We start from the raw sequence: 18,223 nt of genomic DNA, 5'->3' as shown, positions 1-18,223 counted from the left end.
GGTGCTAAGGCGCTGCCATGAAACTCTCCGATTTCGATTTCGACCTGCCCGAAGACCTGATCGCGACACGGCCCGCGCGGCCCCGGTCGTCGGCGCGGATGCTGGTGGCCGAGGGTGACAGGCTGACGGATGCGGTGGTGCGCGACCTGACCCGGTGGCTCCGCCCGGGCGACCGGCTGGTCCTGAACAACACCAAGGTCATTCCCGCGCGGCTGGCCGGGGTTCGGCACCGCGTGACGCCCGAAGGCCCGGTCGCGGCGCAGGTCGAGCTGACGCTGACCGCGCCCCAGGCGGCCGGCACCTGGCGGACGCTGGCCAAACCCCTGCGCAAGCTGAAGGCGGGCGACCGGCTGGCCCTGCCCGAGGGTCTTGGGGCCGAGGTCGTGGCCCGCGACGAGACCGACGCCGTGATCCGCTTCGACCGCGACGGGGCGGCGTTGCAGGCGGCGCTGGATGCGGTCGGGCACATGCCGTTGCCGCCCTACATCGCGGCCAAGCGGAAACCGGATGCGCAGGACCGCGACGACTACCAGACGATCTGGGCACGTCACGCGGGCGCGGTGGCGGCCCCGACGGCCAGCCTGCATTTCGACGCGCCCCTGCTTGCGGCGCTGCGGGATCAAGGCGTCGACTTTACCGAAGTCACGCTGCACGTGGGCGCGGGGACATTCCTGCCGGTCAAGGTCGAGGATGTGACCACGCACCGGATGCATGCCGAATGGGGGGAGGTCACGCCCGAGGCCGCCGCCGCCATCGCCGCCACCAAGGCCGCTGGCGGGCGGGTCATCCCGGTCGGCACCACGGCGCTGCGCCTGATCGAGAGCGCGGCGGCGGGGCCCGAGGGCATGATCGCGCCGTTCCGGGACGAGACGGATATCTTCATCTATCCCGGGTTCGAATTCCGCGTGGCAGACGGCCTCATCACCAATTTTCACCTGCCGCAATCGACGCTGCTGATGCTGGTTTCGGCGCTGATGGGGCGCGACAGGATGCTGGCGGCCTATGCCCATGCGGTTGCCGAACGCTACCGATTCTTCAGCTATGGGGACGCCTCGCTTCTGCTGCCCGCGCCCTGACGCAGGGCCATCCTGCGGGGCGCGCTTTCCGGTCGGTTTGGCGGCAGGCCGCCGAGGCAGGGACGCAGGCGACATGAAGGCGTCGTTTTTACCCTAGACCCGGCCCGGAGCGGGGCGTAGGCGCGAGGATATTCGTTCCCTCTGGTGCCCCCTCATGCTGTCTGTCGTTCGAAACTCCTGGGCCTTGCTGCTCGGCATCGGCCTGTTGATGGTCGGCAACGGGATGCAGGGCACTCTGCTCGGCGTGCGCGGCGAGATCGAGGGCTTCTCGACCGCCGCGATGTCCATCATCATGTCGGCCTATTTCGCGGGCTTCCTTCTGGGGTCGCAGTTCGTGCCCGACCTGATCCGGCGGGTCGGCCATGTGCGGGTCTTCGCCTTCCTCGGCTCGCTCGCCTCGGCGGGTCTCATCATGTATCCGGCCCTCACCAATCCGGTGGCTTGGGTCCTGCTGCGCCTGCTTCTGGGGTTCTGCTTCTGCGGCGTCTACATCGTCAGCGAAAGCTGGCTCAACAATACGACGACGAACGAGACGCGGGGCCGCGCGCTGTCGCTCTATATCATCGCCCAGATGATCGGGATCGTCGCGGCGCAGGCCCTCTTTGCCTATGGCGACGCAAGCGAATACGAGCTGTTCGTCATCGTGTCGGTCCTCGTGTCGCTGGCCTTTGCGCCCATCCTTCTGTCGGCGACGCCGGTACCGCCCTTTGCGACGACGAAACCGATGTCGTTTCGCGCGCTCTACCGTGTGTCGCCCCTGGGGTTCGTGGGGGTGTTCCTTCTGGGGGCGGTCTTCTCGGCGCTATTCGGGATGGCGGGGGTGTTCGGTGCGCAGGCGCAGTTGACCACCGGCCAGATCGCGCTTTTCGTGTCGGCGATCTATGCGGGCGGGATGGTTCTGCAATATCCCATCGGCTGGCTGTCGGACCGGATGGATCGCCGTCAGCTGGTCGTGGCCGGTGCCATTGTCGGCGCTTTGGCCTGCGGTCTGGGCTTTTCGGGTCTGGGCGGCGTCAACGGTCTGATGGTTTCGGCCCTGCTAATCGGCGGCATGGCCAATCCGCTCTATGCGATCTTGCTTGCCTATACGAACGATTACCTCGACCCCGAAGACATGGCTTCGGCCTCGGCCCGGTTGCTGTTTGTGAACGGCGTCGGGGCCATCGGTGGCCCGCTGCTGACAGGTTGGCTCATGTCGAAATTGGGGCCGGCCGGGTTCTTCGTGTTCATCGGCGTGCTGATGGTTCTGCTGGCGGTCTACGCGGTCTGGCGGATGAGCCGACGCGCCGCGATCCAGTCGGACACCACCGGCAGTTTCGTCGCGATGGCGCCCATGGTGACGACGCCCGTGACCATGGGCAATCTTGTCGAGGAATGGGAGGAGGAAGCCGCCGAGAACACCCCTCCGACCGATGCCGCAGCGTGAGGTTCCCATGATCGATCCCGAAGACGTCCTGACGTTCTGGCTTGAAGAGTGCGAGCCGGCCGATTGGTACAAGTCCGACCCGAAGCTGGACGCGACAATCCGCACGCGGTTCGGGGCCGCATGGGATGCGGCGCGACAGGACAAGCTGGCGCATTGGGCGGTGACGGCGCGCGGGGCACTGGCGCTCTTGATCCTGACGGATCAGTTTTCGCGCAACATGTTCCGCGGCACGGCGCAGGCCTTTGCCACCGATCCTTTGGCCCGGTCGGTCGTCTATGGCGCCCTCTCGCGGGGCCTTGATACGCAGATCGAGGGGGCGGGGCGGCAATTCTTCTATCTGCCGCTGGAGCATTCGGAGAGTTTACAGGACCAGTCGCGCGCCGTGCGCATGATCCTGACGCGGATGGACGCGCCCGAGACGCTGCTCCACGCGCGGGCGCACCGCGAAGTCATCCGCCGGTTCGGGCGGTTTCCGTTCCGCAATGACGCCCTGGGGCGCCGGACATCTTCGGCCGAGCAGGCCTTCCTCGACTCTGGCAGCTATGGCGCCGTCGTACGGGACCTTCAGGCCGAGGGCTGAGGCGGCGAAAGCCAGGCCGCGAGATAGGTCGACAGCGGGTCGCGCAACCCGTTCCCGCCGTGCAAGGCGCAAAATCGCAGCGCCATTACCTGCACCGCGAAGGCCTGTACCCCCTCGGCCAGGATCGCCGCCGGAACGTCGCGGCGGAAATCGCCGCCCTCGATCCAGCCGATGAAGACCTCGATTTGGCGACCGAAGGTCGTGGCGATCGCCCCGATCTCCTCGCGGGCGGCGGCCCCGGAATAGCGCAGGATCACGTCGAAGACATAGCGCTCGCTGGTCATGAAGGTCAGCAGCGGGACAAGCCGGTCGACCATCTGGGCCAAGTCGCGGGGCGGGGGGGCGGCGACCATCGCGTCGATCTCTGCGTCCAGCCGCGCGCCGATCAGGCGATCCATCAGCGCATCCTTGTCGCGGAAATGGGCAAAGAACGTGCCCTTTGCGACGCCCGCAACCTGCACCACATCCTCGACCCGCAGGGCCTCGAACCCGTTGCGCGCGACGATATCCTGCGCCACCGCCACAAGGCGGGCACGGGTTTCGAGCGTTCGTTTCTGGGGTGTTCGGGCCATAGGTGAGGCTCTGACATATATTTTGACCATGGTCAAATTACACTATTGACCACGGTCAATTATCTTGAAATGTGACCATGGTCAGTTTAAGGAGACAACCATGGACACCAAGCGCATCTTCATCCTCGATGGTCATCCGGCCGAAACCTCCCTGTCGCGCAGCTTTGCCGAGACCTACGCCGCCAAGGCGACGGCGGCGGGCCACCAGGTTCGCGTTGCCCATCTGTCGGCGTTGTCCTTCGATGCGGATTTCGGGCAGGGCAACTACGACTCGTGGAAGCCACTGGAGCCGGATCTGGACAACGTGATCGAACAGATCGAATGGGCGAACCACATCGTCCTGACCGTCCCGATGTGGTGGGGCGGACTGCCCGCGCGTCTGAAGGGCTTGTTCGACCGTGTCCTGTTACCGGGCCGGGCCTTTGACACGCGGGTCACCAAGATGGGGATGCCGACCCCGCTTCTGGGTGGGCGCACGGCGCGGGTCATCATCACGGCGGACACGCCCTATTGGTTCATGCGGCTGGTCTATGGCAAGGCGATGCTGCGCCAGATCGACGGCCAGATCCTGGGCTTCGTCGGGATCAAACCGACCCGCTTCACCTGGTTCGCGGGCACCAGTCACCCCAAGGAGGGCGCGGTGGACCGTTGGCTGACCCGGGTCGCCAGGCTGGGCGCGGCGGGGGCTTGACGCCGCGATCACCGGGGCATTTGGACGCGCGGGCGGCCCCAGACCCGCGATTTCACTGCGGCGACGATGCGATACGCGGTCCGGGCAGGGCGGCCTTGCGCTCGCAGCCCTTCCCTTGGGTCGCCCGATATAATAGTTCAACGTTAAACGAGTTAATCATCCGAAAGGTGCACCCATGGCGCAGAACTTCGACCTTATCGTGATCGGGGCCGGCCCCGGCGGCTATGTCGCGGCAATTCGGGCCACGCAGCTTGGCATGAAGGTCGCCTGCGTGGAGCGGGAGCATCTGGGCGGCATCTGTCTCAACTGGGGCTGCATCCCGACGAAGGCGATGCTGCGCTCGTCCGAGGTGTTTCACCTGATGCACCGCGCCAAGGAGTTCGGGCTGAAGTGCGACGGGATCGACTATGACCTCGACGCCGTGGTCAAGCGGTCGCGCGGCGTCGCCAAGCAGCTGTCGGGCGGGATCGGCCACCTGTTCAAGAAGAACAAGGTGACCACCATCATGGGCGAGGCCAAGCTGGCCGGGAAGGGCAAGGTCACCGTCAAGACCGACAAGGGCACCGAAGAGCTGACGGCCAAGAACATCGTGCTGGCCACCGGCGCGCGGGCGCGCAACCTTCCGGGCCTCGAGGCGGATGGCGAGCGGGTCTGGAACTACAAGCACGCGCTTCAGCCGCCGCATATGCCCAAGAAGCTTCTGGTGATCGGTTCGGGCGCCATCGGCATCGAGTTCGCAAGTTTCTACAACACCCTTGGCGCGGATACGACCGTGGTCGAGGTCATGGACCGCATCCTGCCGGTGGAGGACGAGGAGATTTCCGCCTTCGCCAAGAAGCAGTTCGAAAAACAGGGAATGAAGATCCTGCAAAAGGCCATCGTCAAGTCGCTGGACCGGCAGAAGACCAAGGTCATCGCCACCATCGAGGCGGGCGGCAAGGAAGAAAAGCACGAGTTCGACACCGTGATTTCCGCCGTCGGCATCGTCGGCAACGTCGAAGGACTGGGGCTGGAGGAGGCCGGGGTCAAGATCGACCGGACCCATGTGGTGACCGACGAATATTGCCGCACCGGGGTCGAGGGGCTTTATGCCATCGGTGACATCGCGGGCGCGCCCTGGCTTGCCCACAAGGCCAGCCACGAGGGCGTCATGGTGGCCGAGCTGATCGCGGGCAAGAACGACGTGCATCCGGTCCGCCCCGAAAGCATCGCGGGCTGCACCTATTGCCACCCGCAAGTCGCCAGCGTCGGCCTGACCGAAGCCAAGGCCAAGGAAGCAGGGTTTGACATCAAGGTCGGCCATTTCCCCTTCATCGGCAACGGCAAGGCCATCGCCCTGGGCGAACCCGAGGGGATGGTGAAGACCATCTTCGACAAGAAGACCGGCGAATTGCTCGGAGCGCATATGATCGGGGCGGAGGTGACCGAGCTGATCCAGGGCTACGTCATCGGTCGCCAACTGGAGACGACCGAGGAAGACCTGGCGCATACCGTCTTTCCGCATCCCACCCTGTCGGAGATGATGCACGAAAGCGTGCTGGACGCCGACGGGCGCGCCATCCACTTCTGACCCCAGGGCGTCCGGCCGACGCCCGGGACATGTTTCGATGTCGAAAGGGGGCCGTCCAGGTCCCCTTTTGCATTCCGGTACCCGAGGTGGGCCAAGGAGGGTTTGATGGGACTGATCGCAAGCATTCTGGTGGGGCTGATCGCGCTCCTCCACCTCTACATCTGCTGGTTCGAGATGTTCGCCTGGGAACGGCGCGGCCCCAAGGTCTTTCCCGCCTTCGACCGCGACCTCTTTGCCCGCACGGTGTCGATGGCGGGCAATCAGGGGCTCTATAATGGCTTCCTCGCGGCCGGACTGATCTGGTCATTGCTGATCGGCGATCCGGCCTGGGCCGCGCGGGTGGCCACGTTCTTCCTGATTTGCGTCGCGGTGGCCGGTCTTTACGGGGCGGTCACGGCGTCACGGCGCATCCTTTTCGTTCAAACGGTTCCCGCCGGTCTGGCCCTTTTGGCGGTCTGGCTGACCTGAGGCGTCAGGGGCGCAACCCGTCGCCGCGATTGTTGCCGCGATTGCGGGCCGACTCGCGCATGCGCGCCTCGATATTGGCGGGACCCATCTCCTTGAATTTGCCCGCAAGTTCGGGGTGCGCGGTCCATTCGTCCCGGATCAGCCGCGCCCAGGCAAAGGCCGGATAGGCATAGATCGCAATCGGGTTCTTGTCTTCGACACCCGACGCCAGAGCGCCCATCGGTGCCTCGCACCGGCCGGGCGCATAATAGGTGCCGAACAGACGGTCCCAGAGTGGCATGTGATTGGCGAGGTTCTTGCCATAGGCCTCGGGCGCGTCGGCGTGGTGCCAGCGGTGGAAGACGGGCGACGCGATCAGGTATTTGAGCGGCCCATGCTCATAGGGCAGGTCCATGTGGACATACATGTTGTGCAGCGCCGTCAGCATCAGCACGAGCGGGATGGCATTCGGCATCTGGAGCCAGGTCAGCAGGAAGATGTAGCTGCTCGTCATCAGGATCGCTTCGAGCGCGTGAACGCGGAAGGTGCTGAAGGCGTTGACGTGGGTGTCCGAATGATGGGCCGCATGGGTGGGCCATGCCCACTTCGTATGCATCAGGCGGTGGTTCCAGTAATCGACGAAATCCTTGGCGACGATCCCGATCAGGGCGACTGCCAAAAGTGGCATGCCGACCCAGAAATCTTCGGGCAGCGTGGGAATGCGAAGGGCATCGTAGACAGATTGGATGAAACCGCTGATCTCCTTGTAGAAAAGCAGGGCCACACCGTAATTCAGCACGCCGATCAGAAGGGTCGTGCTGGTGTTCTGGATCGCGTGCCAGCTGAATTCGGCGCGCTTGCCCCAGAAAACCGCAAGAGCGACGCACATCAGAACGGGCACGACCCCGATGCTCAGGATCAGATTGGTGTTGAACACATGGGCCAGTCTGTTGAGCGTTTCCACGTCTGTGCCTTCCGGAATCAATCTCGTCGTCGGCCCCCAAATCGCCCAAGAAGTCTGGCGACATTTTGACGACTTCTTGGAAATTGCCGGGTCATCGACCGGGGTCGCAGAGGACGCGCGAAGCTGTCATGACGGGGTCATGGAACGCACACGTCCCGGCCTTGTGGCTCTTATTTTCGTGGCCGGGCTTTTTGCGGCGGCACAGTTCGGCAAGATCACCCTGACTTTGCCCGAGGTCGGCGTGGCCTTTGATCGGCAGGTGCCGCAAGTGGCCTTCATGGTGTCGCTGGTCGGGCTGGTCGGCTTGGTCTTTGGCGCGATGGCGGGGGCTTTGGCGGCGGGGTTCGGCCTGGCGCGGACGTTCCTGGCGGGGCTGATCCTCGGGGCCGCGATGTCGGGGATCCAGGCACTGATGCCGCCACTTTGGCTTTTTGCGGCGACGCGCGTGGTGGAGGGGGTCGCCCATCTCTGCCTCGTGGTCGCCGGGCCGCCGCTCATGGCCGCCGCCGCGTCCGAGCGGGACAGGCCGCTGGTCATGGGCCTTTGGGCGGTGTTCTTCGGGGCGTCACTGGCCCTGTCGGGCTGGCTGTTCCCGTTCGTTCTGGCGCAAGGGGGTCTGCCGCTGCTGTTCGCGCTGCATGGCTTGGGCCTCTTGATCCTGGCGGCGGTCCTGTGGCGGCGGTTGCCGCGGTCGGTGCCCCATGCCGTCGTTCTTGAGCCGGTGGCGATGCACCGCGCGATCTATGGGCGGCTCAGCTATGTCGCGCCCGGGCTTGGCTTTTTCTGCTACACATTCCTGTTCATCGCACTAATCGCGACTGTGCCCAACATGCTTGGACGGCCGGGGCTTGCGACCGTTCTGCCACTGGTCACGCTGGCCACGACGCTGGCCGGTGGTGCGGTCTGTCGCTGGTTCGCGCCGTGGAAGGTCGCGGCGGCGGGCTACCTGGGCACCCTGCTCGGCCTTCTGGGAACGGCCTTCGGCCTGCCGGGCGCGGTCGAGGTGGGGTTCGCCGCCATGGGCCTGATTCCCGGGGCCAGCTTTGCGGCAATCCCGGCGCTCAACATCCTGCCCGGGGACCGCGCCCGCGCGACGGGGGCGATTGCGCAGCTTGGCAACCTCGGCACCGTCACCGGCACGCCGGTTCTGGCCTTTGCGGCAACGGGCGGTCTGGGCGTGCTGATGACGGTCGCGGGGGCGGCGGCCCTTCTGGGCGGCGTCCTGTCGGTCTGGACCGGCCTGCGGCTGGCACGGGGCCACAGATAGGCCGGGCTGGCGCCGGACCGGGGCAGGTGGTAAACGTTCCGTAAATGTTCCACCCGAATCCCGTGTGGAACGGATTGCAAGCCGCGCCCCGCCGACTAGGTAGTGACGCGCAGCTTTCGGGGGCGACATGGCCGAACAGAAATTCATCGAAGTGCGCGGCGCGCGCGAACACAACCTCAAGGGCGTGGATGTCGACATCCCGCGCGATCAGCTTGTGGTCATCACCGGCCTGTCGGGGTCAGGGAAATCGTCGCTCGCCTTCGACACGATCTATGCCGAAGGGCAGCGCCGCTATGTGGAATCGCTGTCGGCCTATGCACGGCAATTCCTCGACATGATGCAGAAGCCGGATGTGGATCACATCAGCGGCCTGTCGCCCGCCATTTCCATCGAGCAGAAGACGACGTCCAAGAACCCGCGCTCCACCGTGGGCACGGTCACGGAAATCTACGACTACCTGCGCCTTCTGTTTGCGCGTGCGGGCACGCCCTATAGCCCCGCCACCGGCCTGCCGATCACCGCGCAGCAGGTGCAGGACATGGTCGACCGCGTCATGGCGATGGAGGAGGGCACGCGGGGTTACCTGCTGGCCCCCATCGTGCGCGACCGGAAGGGCGAATACCGCAAGGAAATGCTGGAGCTGCGCAAGCAGGGCTTCCAGCGGGTCAAGGTCGACGGAGAGTTCCACGACCTCGACAGCCCGCCCGACCTCGACAAGAAGTTCCGCCATGACATCGATGTCGTGGTCGACCGGATCATCGTGCGCGAAGGCCTCGAGACGCGGCTGGCCGACAGCTTCCGCACCGCGCTCGATCTGGCCGACGGCATCGCCATCCTGGAGACCGCACCCAAGGAAGGCGACGCCGAGCGCATCACCTTCAGCGAGAAATTCGCCTGTCCGGTCAGTGGCTTCACCATTCCCGAGATCGAGCCGCGCCTGTTTTCCTTCAACGCGCCCTTCGGCGCCTGCCCCACCTGTGACGGCTTGGGAATGGAGCTGTTCTTCGACGAACGTCTGGTGGTGCCCGATGTCACGCTGACGCTCGCCAAGGGGGCGATCGAGCCCTGGAACAAGGGCAAGTCCCCCTATTTCATCCAGACCATCGACAGCATCGCCAAGCATTATGGCTTCGACAAGAAGCTGGCTTGGAAGGACCTGCCGGAACAGGTGCAGACCGTTTTCCTGCGCGGCTCCGGGTCCCAGAAGATCAAGTTCCGCTATGACGAGGGCGGCCGCGTCTACGAGGTGACGCGCGTTTTCGAGGGGGTCATCCCCAACATGGAACGCCGCTACCGGGAAACCGACAGCAACTGGGTCCGCGAAGAGTTCGAGCGCTTCCAGAACAACCGCCCCTGCGGTGCCTGCGAGGGCTATCGCCTGCGGCCCGAAGCACTGGCCGTCAAGATCGGCAAGCTGCATGTGGGGCAGGTGGTGCAGATGTCCATCCGCGAGGCTTTGGACTGGTGCGAGGCGGTGCCCGGGCAACTGAGCAAGCAGAACAACGAAATCGCCCGTGCCATCCTCAAGGAAATCCGCGAACGCCTGGGGTTTCTGAACAACGTCGGCCTGCAATACCTGACGCTCAGCCGGAACGCCGGGACGCTGTCGGGGGGCGAAAGCCAGCGCATCCGCCTGGCCAGCCAGATCGGCTCGGGCCTGACGGGCGTGCTTTACGTGCTGGACGAGCCCAGCATCGGGTTGCACCAGCGCGACAACGACCGCCTGCTGACCACGCTCAAGAACCTGCGGGATCAGGGGAATACGGTCATCGTGGTCGAACACGACGAAGAGGCGATCCGCGAGGCGGATTACGTCTATGATATCGGCCCGGGTGCGGGGGTGCATGGCGGCACCGTCGTGGCGCATGGCGTGCCCAAGGATCTGATGGCGAACCCCGCCAGCATCACCGGCGACTATCTGGCCGGTCGTCGCGCGATCACCGTGCCCGCCAAGCGTCGGGCCGGGAACAAGAAAAAGGTCAGTGTCGTCAAGGCGACGGGCAACAACCTGAAGGGGATCACGGTCGACTACCCCTTGGGCCAGTTCGTCGCAGTGACCGGCGTATCGGGGGGCGGCAAGTCCACCCTGACCATCGAGACGCTGTTCAAGACGGCCTCCATGAAGCTGAACGGCGCGCGCCAGACGCCCGCCCCCTGCGAGACGATCAAGGGCCTGGAGCATCTGGACAAGGTCATCGACATCGACCAGCGGCCCATCGGGCGCACGCCCCGGTCGAACCCCGCCACCTATGTCGGGGCCTTCACCCCGATCCGCGACTGGTTCGCGGGCCTGCCCGAGGCCAAGGCGCGCGGCTACAAGCCCGGGCGGTTCAGTTTCAACGTCAAGGGCGGGCGCTGCGAAGCCTGTCAGGGTGACGGCGTCATCAAGATCGAGATGCACTTCCTGCCCGACGTCTACGTCGAATGCGAGACCTGCAAAGGCAAGCGCTACAACCGCGAGACATTGGAAATTCTGTTCAAGGGCAAGTCGATAGCCGACGTTCTTGATATGACGGTCGAGGATGCGCAGGAGTTCTTCAAGGCGGTGCCTTCAATCCGCGAGAAGATGGATGCGCTGATGCGCGTGGGTCTGGGCTACGTCAAGGTCGGGCAGCAGGCGACGACTCTGTCAGGTGGCGAGGCGCAGCGCGTGAAGCTGTCGAAAGAGCTGTCAAAACGCTCGACAGGGCGGACGCTCTACATCCTGGACGAGCCGACGACGGGTCTGCATTTCGAAGACGTGCGCAAGCTTCTCGAGGTGCTGCACGAACTGGTGGATCAGGGCAATTCGGTCGTGGTGATCGAACACAACCTCGACGTCGTGAAGACCGCCGATCATGTGATCGACATCGGTCCCGAAGGCGGCGACGGCGGCGGCGAAGTGGTCGCGACCGGCACGCCCGAACAGATCGCCGAGGTCGAGGGGAGCCATACGGGGCGCTACCTGAAACCCATGCTCGCGGGCCGCAAGGTCGCGGCGGAGTGACACGCGCGTCCGTCGTCTGCGCGATCCTGATTGCCGGGCCGGCTTTTGCCCAGACCGAAACCGACCGGGTGACCGTTCTCATGGGCGAAACCGGTGCATCCTCGGGCTGGACCCGGGGGACCGCTTATTGCAGCGGATTCCTTTCGGTTCTCGAGGTAGAGGATGCGGCGCTCCAAACGCTCCTGACCGAAGCCGTTCCGGACTTCCTCGAACGCGCAAGCGGTTTCGACGGGGCAAGCCGCTCCGAAGCCATTGCGGCGCGCACGGCAGAGCATTGGCAGACCATGCCCGACAGTCCGCAGGCCCGCATCGACATGGGGCTTTTGCTGCGCCATTGCCTGTCGATCGCCAGCGACCCGCAGCTTCGCGGGACTCCGGAATTCCGGATCCGATAGGCACAATCTCAGTGACGTGATCATCGGGCAGTTGACGCGGCGCGGCGGACACGCACTCTGGTGCGATGCGTATGATCCTTGCCCTGCTGCTTCTTGCGGGCCCCGCTCTTGCCCAAACCGAAATCACCCCCTGCGGCCCCGATGCGGCCTGCGAGGTGGGCGAGGGGTCATATCATCTTGTGGTGCCCGACGATTGGGACGGGGAGACGCCGCTCCCTGCGTTGATCTTCTTTCACGGCCACCGCGGATCGGGGGCGCAGATATTCCGGTCCGCCGGATTGAACGACAGTTTTGCCGACCGCGGCTACCTGCTCATCGCGCCCAACGGGCCTATGCGCGAGGGGCAGAACTTCCGCTCCAATCCCGCCCGCGTCGGTGCCCCGCGCGACGAGGTGGCGCTGACGGTGGCCATCCTCGATGACGTGGCCGCGCGCCTTCCGCTGGACCGAGACCGCATCTTTGCCAGCGGGTTTTCGGCAGGCGGGTCGATGGCCTGGCTCTTTGCCTGCGAGGCGGGCGACAGACTGGCGGGCATGGTGTCGGTGGCCGGGGCGCTCCGTCGCCCGAACCCCACGGAATGCGCGGGCCTTGCGGGATTGCCGGTGATGCAGGTCCATGGCTTTGCCGACGGGCAGGTGCCTTTGGAAGGACGCGGCATCCGTGACTGGCATCAGGGGTCGGTCTGGGATTCGCTCGGCTATGCGCGCGACCGGAACGGCTGCCGGTCGAACCCGGACGAGATCACCATCGACGACCGCTTCCGCATCCGCGACTGGGATGCCTCCTGCGAGGCCGAGGGGCGCGTTCGCTTCGTCATGCACGACGGCGGCCACGGATTGCCCCGCGGCTGGACCGACCTGGCGCGCGACTTCTTCGAGGGTCAGGGCGAATAGGCCCGCGCTAGCGCCGAACCTCCAGCCGCTCCAACCCGTGGAAATGATAGATGTCGGCGTAGCGCGGCGGGGTGGCCACCGTCAGGCCGGGGCAGCGTTCGGCCAGCACGCGCAGCCCTTCGAGCAGTTCCAGGCGCGCCAGTGGCGCGCCAAGGCAAAAGTGCAGCCCGGCGCCGAAACTGGTCGAGACGGGCGCCTCGGGATAACGGGCCACGTCGAAACAGGCAGGGTCGTCATAGACCGCCGGATCGCGGTTCGCCGCCGCAAGCAGCAGGCCGACCCTGTCGCCGCGCGCGAAGTCGTGGCCGAAAAGGCTGAGGTCTTCCATCGCGTAGCGGGTGAACATGTGCAGTGGGGCATCATGGCGCAGCACCTCCTCCACCAGGTCGGCGGTGACGGGGTGCCCCCAAAGACCCGCCGAGCATAGCCCCGCGACGCCGTTGCCAAGGGTATGAACCGTCGCCTCGTGACCCGCATTGAGCAGCAGGACGCAGGTCGCCGTGACCTCTTCGGGGCTCAGCTTGCCTTCGGTCGACACGGTCAGAAGCTGCGCGATCAGGCTGTCCGGCTGTGGCGCGCGAAAGATGTCGTGCAGATAGGCGGTGAATTCGCCGGCGGCCCTTGCGGCGGCCACTTCGTCGGCCTGGGTCCGGCGTGCCTGGTACATGCCGACCATCGCATTCGACCACCTCAGAAGCAGGGGGGCATCCGTCTCGGGGACGCCCAGAAGGCGGGCGATGACGCGTACGGGCAGGGGCCGCGCGAAGGCGTCGAGCAGGTCGAACTCACCCGCCGGAAAAGCGTCGATCAGGCTGTGGGCCAGGGCCGCGATCTCGGGGCCGAGGGCCTGGATGCGGCGGGAGGTAAAGGCGCGCAGCACCTGTGACCGCAGGCGCGTGTGGCGCGGCGGCTCCAGCTCAAGCATGGAGTGATCCTCGATGGCCCAGAAGCCCGCCTGATGGTCGGGGCGGGGCGGCGGGAACGGGTCTTCGCGCCCGAACCGCCGGTCGCGCAGCAACGCGCCCACGACAGCGTGCCCCGAGGCGACCGGCATGGCGTAGTCGCGCCAGACCGACAGCGGCCCGGCGGCGCGCAGGCGGTCATAGAAGGGGTAGGGGTCCTGCACGAAGGCGGGGTCGGTCGGGCATTGGTCGAAGGTTTCCATTCCGCAGGGGTGGCCGGGGCGTGGCGGCGCGTCAAGCACCCTTGGCCCGTCGATGCCAAGGCCCTAGTCTGCGGCCCATGCACCGCGCCTTCGCCATCCTGCTCTATGTTCTGGCCACCGCTCTGCTGGCGACGGCGGTCTGGTGGACGACGCTTGGCACGGCGCTGACGGCGCTGGACGCCAAGGGGCGCTCAGACCTCGACCTGGCCGCCGACAGGCTGCGGCTGGAATTGCAGCGGACCCGAGATCTGGCCGTCATCCTGGCCGAGGATCCGGCCCTTCGGTTCGGTGTTCTGCGCCCCGACGATGTCAGCATCTCGCCCCTTCGGCTTCAGCATTTCGCCGACCGATCCGGGGCGTCCGACATCGTTGTCGTCGACCGCACGGGCCGGGTTCTGGCGTCCTCGGCAGGCACAGCCGGCGATCTGTCGGGAACGCAGTGGTTTCAACGCACGCGGCATGGCGCGCTCGGGCTTGGCCCGATGCCGACGGGGCGGTCGCTGGCCCATGGTGCGCCGGTGTTCGGGCGCGATGGCCGCATGGCCGGGGCGGTGGCCGTGGTGCGCGATCTTCCGACGCTGGAGAGCAGTTGGCGCGGCGACCCGCTCGCGATTTACTTCACCGACAAGGCGGGGCGCGTCGTCGTTTCGAACCGCGAGGAATTGCTGGCCGGCCCACCGCCGCAGGACCTGCGTCCGTTCCAGGGCCACGATATCCGCGTGATCGAGGCGGGGCGGTATATTCCGCGCGACGCCCTGCACCTCGAAATCCCGGTCGAGACGCTTGGCCTGACCGCCGAGGTCCTGCTCGATACCGCCCCGGCCCGCGCACTGGCCCTGGCCCGGGCGCAGGCGGCGGCAGCGGCGCTTCTGGTGCTTGGCGCGGCGCTGATCTTCTTGTGGGAGCGGCGGCGCGTGCTGGCCCGGGCCAACATGCAGCTCGAGGCGCGGGTGCTGGATCGCACACAGGCCCTGACCGAGGCCAACGCCCGCCTGACCGACGAGGTGCGCGAACGGCGCGAGGCCGAGGCCCGTCTGACGCGCGCGCAGGCCGATCTGGTGCAGGCGGGCAAACTGTCGGCCCTGGGCCAGATGTCGGCGGGCATAAGCCACGAATTGAACCAGCCGCTCATGGCGATCCGCAGTTTTGCGCAGAATGCCGTGACCTTTCTGGAACGCGGCAACACCGAAGCCTCGGCCGGCAATCTGCAACGTATCGGCGACCTGGCGGGGCGGATGGGGCGGATCATCCGCAACCTGTCGTCCTTTGCCCGGGCCGAGCCGCAGGACGCGGTCGAAACCGACCTCGCCACCGTCGTCGAGGCGGCGCTGGAGATCACCGAGACGCGCAGGCGCGAGGCCGGGATCGAGACGCGCCTGATCCTCGACCCCGGTCCCGTGCTGGCCATGGGCGGCGAGGTGCGCTTGGGTCAGGTTCTGGTCAACCTGATCGGCAACGCCATCGACGCCATGGAGCAGAGCGCCGAAAAGGTTCTGACCGTGACGCTTGCCGACAATCCGCCCTGCCTGACGGTACGGGACACGGGGACCGGGCTCGAGAATGGCGAAAAGATCTTCGACCCCTTCTATACAACCAAGGAAGTCGGGGCGGGCCTCGGGCTTGGCCTGTCGATCAGCTATGGGATCGTGGCGGGCTTCGGGGGCACCATTCGCGGGCGCAACACGGGGGACGGGGCGGAGTTCTCGGTCACCTTGCCGCCCGTCGCCGCGACGCAGGAGGATGCCGCATGATCGACGTGCTGCTGGTCGAGGACGACATCCATGTGCGCGAGGCGCTGTCCCAGACGCTGGAGCTTGCGGACCTGCGGGTGGTCCAGGCGGGCAGCTATCTGGCCGCGCAACCCCGTCTGGACCGCGACCTGCAAGGTGTCGTGGTCAGCGACATCAGGATGCCGGGGCGCGACGGGTTTCACCTGCTGGCCGTGGCGCGACGGATGGACCCGGATCTGCCGGTGATCCTGCTGACGGGCGAGGGGGATGTGCCAACGGCCCTGCGCGGGATGGCCGAAGGGGCCTTTGCCTTCCTCGAAAAGCCCTGCGATCCCGACGAGCTGGTGTCGACCGTGCGCCGCGCGCTGGACCTGCGGCGCGCGACCCTGACCGCCCGCAAGGCCCGCAGCGCGCTCGAGGGTGGCGATGTGGCCGCGCGGATGCTGGCCGGGGCCTCGCCGCAGTCGATCGCCCTGCGCGAGACGGTGCGCACCGTCGCCCGGGGAACCGATGCCGTGCTGATCCACGGCGAGCCGGGCACCGGCACCTCCAAGGTCGCCGAGGTCATCCACCTGATGAGCCAGCGGGCGGGCGGGCCCTTCGTCAAGCGGACGGCCCCGGCGCTCGATGCGGTATCCCTGGCCGAGGCGCTGGCGCTGGCCGATGGCGGGAGCCTCTTCATCGACCACATCGACGCGCTGCCCGCCGCGTTGCAACATCAATTGCCCGAAACCGGGGCGCGCCTGCTGCTGGCGACGAACCAGAAGGCCGCCACCCTGTCGCGGACCGTCATTCCCGACCTTTCGTTCCGGCTGGAAGCGTTGCGCGTCCACATTCCGCCCCTGCGCGACCGGCCGACGGACATTCCGGTGCTGTTTCAGCACTATCTTGCCCAGGCCTGCGAACAGGCCGACCTGCCCGTGCCCGAGGTGCCGCCGGATGTTCAGGCGCGGCTGATGGCGCGGGATTGGCCGGGGAACGCGCGCGGCCTGATGAACCACGCGATGCGCTATGCCATGGGCCTTGAGGATGAGCCGGGGACGCCGCGGGCGGGATTGGCCGACCGGATGCGCGCGGTGGAAAAGTCGATCCTGATCGAGACGCTGATCCGTCACGAGGGGCAGGCGAGCGCCGCCGCCCGCGATCTCGACCTGCCGCGCAAGACGTTCTACGACAAATTGGCGCGTCATGCCCTGCGCCCCGAGGACTTTCGCCCCGATCAGGGTGTGTGAAAACCCGCACGGGGCGGATGCAGCGCTTTAAGATCGACCCGTAAGACATTGACGAAGTTATAGTCGAACCACCAACAAACTTCGATCTTTACCCCGGCGATTCCGATTGTAGCCTTGCCCCAGAAGCGCATCGGGAGGATGTGCCGACTCTAGGGAGAGAGATATGAAGTTCCTGACTACAACAGCCGTGGCGCTGGCTCTGACGATGACCGCACAAGTGGCGCAGGCCGCCTGTGACGACGGCGAAATCGTCGTGAAGTTCTCGCATGTGACCAACACCGACCGGCACCCCAAGGGCATTGCTGCCGCCCTTCTGGCCGAGCGTGTGAACGCCGAGATGGACGGCACGATGTGCATGGAGATCTTCCCGAACTCCACGCTTTATACCGACGAACAGGTGCTCGAGGCGATGCTTCAGGGCGACGTGCAGCTTGCCGCGCCGTCTCTGTCGCTTTTCGAGCCGATCACCAAGGTCTTCCAGGTCTTCGACCTGCCCTTCATGTTCAAGGACATCAACGCGGTCGACGCCTATCAGAGCTCCGAGGACGGTCAGGCACTGCTCGATTCCATGCAGCGTCGCGGCCTTCAGGGCCTCGGCTTCTGGCACAACGGCATGAAGCAGATGTCTGCAAGCGTCCCGCTGGAGCTGCCGACGGATGCCAACGGCCTGAAGTTCCGGGTTCAGCCCTCCGACGTTCTGGTCGCCCAGATGGAAGCGATCGGCGCCTCGCCGCAGCCGATGGCCTTTGCCGAAGTTTACGGCGCGCTCCAGACGGGCGTTGTCGACGGGCAGGAGAACACCTGGTCGAACATCCACGGCCAGAAGTTCTTCGAGGTTCAGGACGGCATCACCGAGACCAACCACGGCATCATCGACTATCTGGTCGTGGCGCCCGTCGATTGGCTCGACAGCCTTGACGCGGATGTGCGGGATCAGTTCCTGACGATCCTCAACGAGGTGACCGAGGCCCGCAACTCCGAGTCGACCCGCGTCAACGAGGAAGCCAAGGAGCAGATCCTGGCCGCCGGCGGCGTCGTCCGCCAGCTGACCCCCGAGCAGCGGGCCGCATGGGTCGAGGCCATGAAGCCGGTCTGGGCGCAGTTTGCCGAAGGCATTGGCCAGGACGTCATCGACGCCGCCGCGAGCTACTCGAACTAAGCCCGGGCCTCACGGCCCAAAGACAGCGCGTCCCCGTATCCCGGGGGCGCGCGACCGGATTTCGTCCAGG

The 18,223-nt window shown here is 66.1% G+C and carries 16 protein-coding genes; 13 read left to right on the top strand and 3 right to left on the bottom strand.

What is annotated here, in order from left to right:
- The first annotated feature begins 17 nt into the window (after positions 1-17).
- From queA to BM002_RS03510, 3 genes are all read left to right on the top strand, one after another.
- A complete protein-coding gene (gene queA / locus BM002_RS03520; protein WP_092777344.1) occupies positions 18-1,076 on the top strand; it encodes a tRNA preQ1(34) S-adenosylmethionine ribosyltransferase-isomerase QueA in 1,059 nt (352 codons plus the stop codon).
- A 154-nt stretch (positions 1,077-1,230) separates the two neighbouring features.
- Positions 1,231-2,502 (top strand): MFS transporter, encoded by a 1,272-nt coding sequence (locus tag BM002_RS03515; RefSeq protein ID WP_092777342.1) that lies wholly within the window; start codon positions 1,231-1,233, stop codon positions 2,500-2,502.
- 7 nt (positions 2,503-2,509) lie between these two features.
- Entirely contained in the window at positions 2,510-3,082 is a 573-nt protein-coding gene (locus BM002_RS03510) for a DUF924 family protein (protein ID WP_092777340.1), read from the top strand.
- Here the strand turns inward: BM002_RS03510 and BM002_RS03505 are convergent.
- Positions 3,067-3,654, bottom strand: coding sequence for a TetR/AcrR family transcriptional regulator (locus BM002_RS03505; RefSeq protein WP_092777338.1), 588 nt, complete (start codon positions 3,652-3,654; stop codon positions 3,067-3,069). The two genes, BM002_RS03510 and BM002_RS03505, sit on opposite strands and share 16 nt — an antisense overlap.
- A 100-nt stretch (positions 3,655-3,754) precedes the next feature.
- Here BM002_RS03505 and BM002_RS03500 point away from each other — a divergent pair, with 100 nt between their 5' ends.
- The 3 genes from BM002_RS03500 to BM002_RS03490 all read left to right on the top strand — a co-directional run bounded on the left by BM002_RS03500 (position 3,755) and on the right by BM002_RS03490 (position 6,383).
- Entirely contained in the window at positions 3,755-4,345 is a 591-nt protein-coding gene (locus BM002_RS03500) for an NAD(P)H-dependent oxidoreductase (protein WP_092777336.1), read from the top strand.
- A 175-nt stretch (positions 4,346-4,520) separates the two neighbouring features.
- On the top strand, positions 4,521-5,915 hold the full coding sequence (lpdA, locus tag BM002_RS03495; RefSeq protein WP_092777334.1) for a dihydrolipoyl dehydrogenase: 1,395 nt from the start codon (positions 4,521-4,523) through the stop codon (positions 5,913-5,915).
- Between the two features lie 105 nt (positions 5,916-6,020).
- Positions 6,021-6,383: a DUF1304 domain-containing protein gene (locus BM002_RS03490; protein WP_092777332.1), complete on the top strand. Its 363-nt coding sequence runs from the start codon at positions 6,021-6,023 to the stop codon at positions 6,381-6,383.
- 4 nt (positions 6,384-6,387) lie between these two features.
- Here the strand turns inward: BM002_RS03490 and BM002_RS03485 are convergent, their stop codons facing one another.
- Positions 6,388-7,326: a sterol desaturase family protein gene (locus tag BM002_RS03485; RefSeq protein WP_139212228.1), complete on the bottom strand. Its 939-nt coding sequence runs from the start codon at positions 7,324-7,326 to the stop codon at positions 6,388-6,390.
- 139 nt (positions 7,327-7,465) lie between these two features.
- On the opposite strand from BM002_RS03485, the gene BM002_RS03480 reads away from it, so the two are divergent.
- From BM002_RS03480 to BM002_RS03465, 4 genes are all read left to right on the top strand, one after another.
- Positions 7,466-8,593 (top strand): MFS transporter, encoded by a 1,128-nt coding sequence (locus BM002_RS03480; RefSeq protein ID WP_175484790.1) that lies wholly within the window; start codon positions 7,466-7,468, stop codon positions 8,591-8,593.
- A 127-nt stretch (positions 8,594-8,720) separates the two neighbouring features.
- A complete protein-coding gene (uvrA, locus tag BM002_RS03475; RefSeq protein WP_092777326.1) occupies positions 8,721-11,579 on the top strand; it encodes an excinuclease ABC subunit UvrA in 2,859 nt (952 codons plus the stop codon).
- Complete coding sequence (locus BM002_RS03470; protein ID WP_092777324.1) at positions 11,576-11,974, top strand: hypothetical protein; 399 nt, start codon at positions 11,576-11,578, stop codon at positions 11,972-11,974. Before uvrA ends, BM002_RS03470 begins: the two co-directional genes overlap by 4 nt.
- 65 nt (positions 11,975-12,039) lie before the next feature.
- Complete coding sequence (locus BM002_RS03465; RefSeq protein ID WP_092777322.1) at positions 12,040-12,867, top strand: CE1 family esterase; 828 nt, start codon at positions 12,040-12,042, stop codon at positions 12,865-12,867.
- Between the two features lie 7 nt (positions 12,868-12,874).
- Here BM002_RS03465 and BM002_RS03460 read toward each other — a convergent pair whose 3' ends face one another.
- Positions 12,875-14,032 carry a cytochrome P450 gene (locus tag BM002_RS03460; protein ID WP_092777320.1) on the bottom strand — a complete coding sequence of 386 codons (1,158 nt, stop codon included), beginning with the start codon at positions 14,030-14,032 and terminating at the stop codon, positions 12,875-12,877.
- Between the two features lie 77 nt (positions 14,033-14,109).
- Here BM002_RS03460 and BM002_RS03455 point away from each other — a divergent pair, with 77 nt between their 5' ends.
- The 3 genes from BM002_RS03455 (at position 14,110) to BM002_RS03445 (ending at position 18,153) form a co-directional block, all read left to right on the top strand.
- Positions 14,110-15,783, top strand: a complete 1,674-nt coding sequence (locus BM002_RS03455) for an ATP-binding protein (RefSeq protein ID WP_092777318.1) — start codon at positions 14,110-14,112, stop codon at positions 15,781-15,783.
- Positions 15,780-16,994, top strand: coding sequence for a sigma-54-dependent transcriptional regulator (locus BM002_RS03450; protein ID WP_092777316.1), 1,215 nt, complete (start codon positions 15,780-15,782; stop codon positions 16,992-16,994). The genes BM002_RS03455 and BM002_RS03450 overlap by 4 nt, the downstream gene beginning before the upstream one ends.
- A gap of 163 nt (positions 16,995-17,157) precedes the next feature.
- Positions 17,158-18,153 (top strand): DctP family TRAP transporter solute-binding subunit, encoded by a 996-nt coding sequence (locus BM002_RS03445; RefSeq protein WP_092777315.1) that lies wholly within the window; start codon positions 17,158-17,160, stop codon positions 18,151-18,153.
- Positions 18,154-18,223: the final 70 nt, after the last annotated feature.

The organism is Jannaschia pohangensis (assembly GCF_900113875.1).
Classification (GTDB): Bacteria; Pseudomonadota; Alphaproteobacteria; order Rhodobacterales; family Rhodobacteraceae; genus Jannaschia; species Jannaschia pohangensis.
Note: the sequence above shows the minus strand (reverse complement) of the source record. Positions and strands in the feature narration are given on the sequence as shown.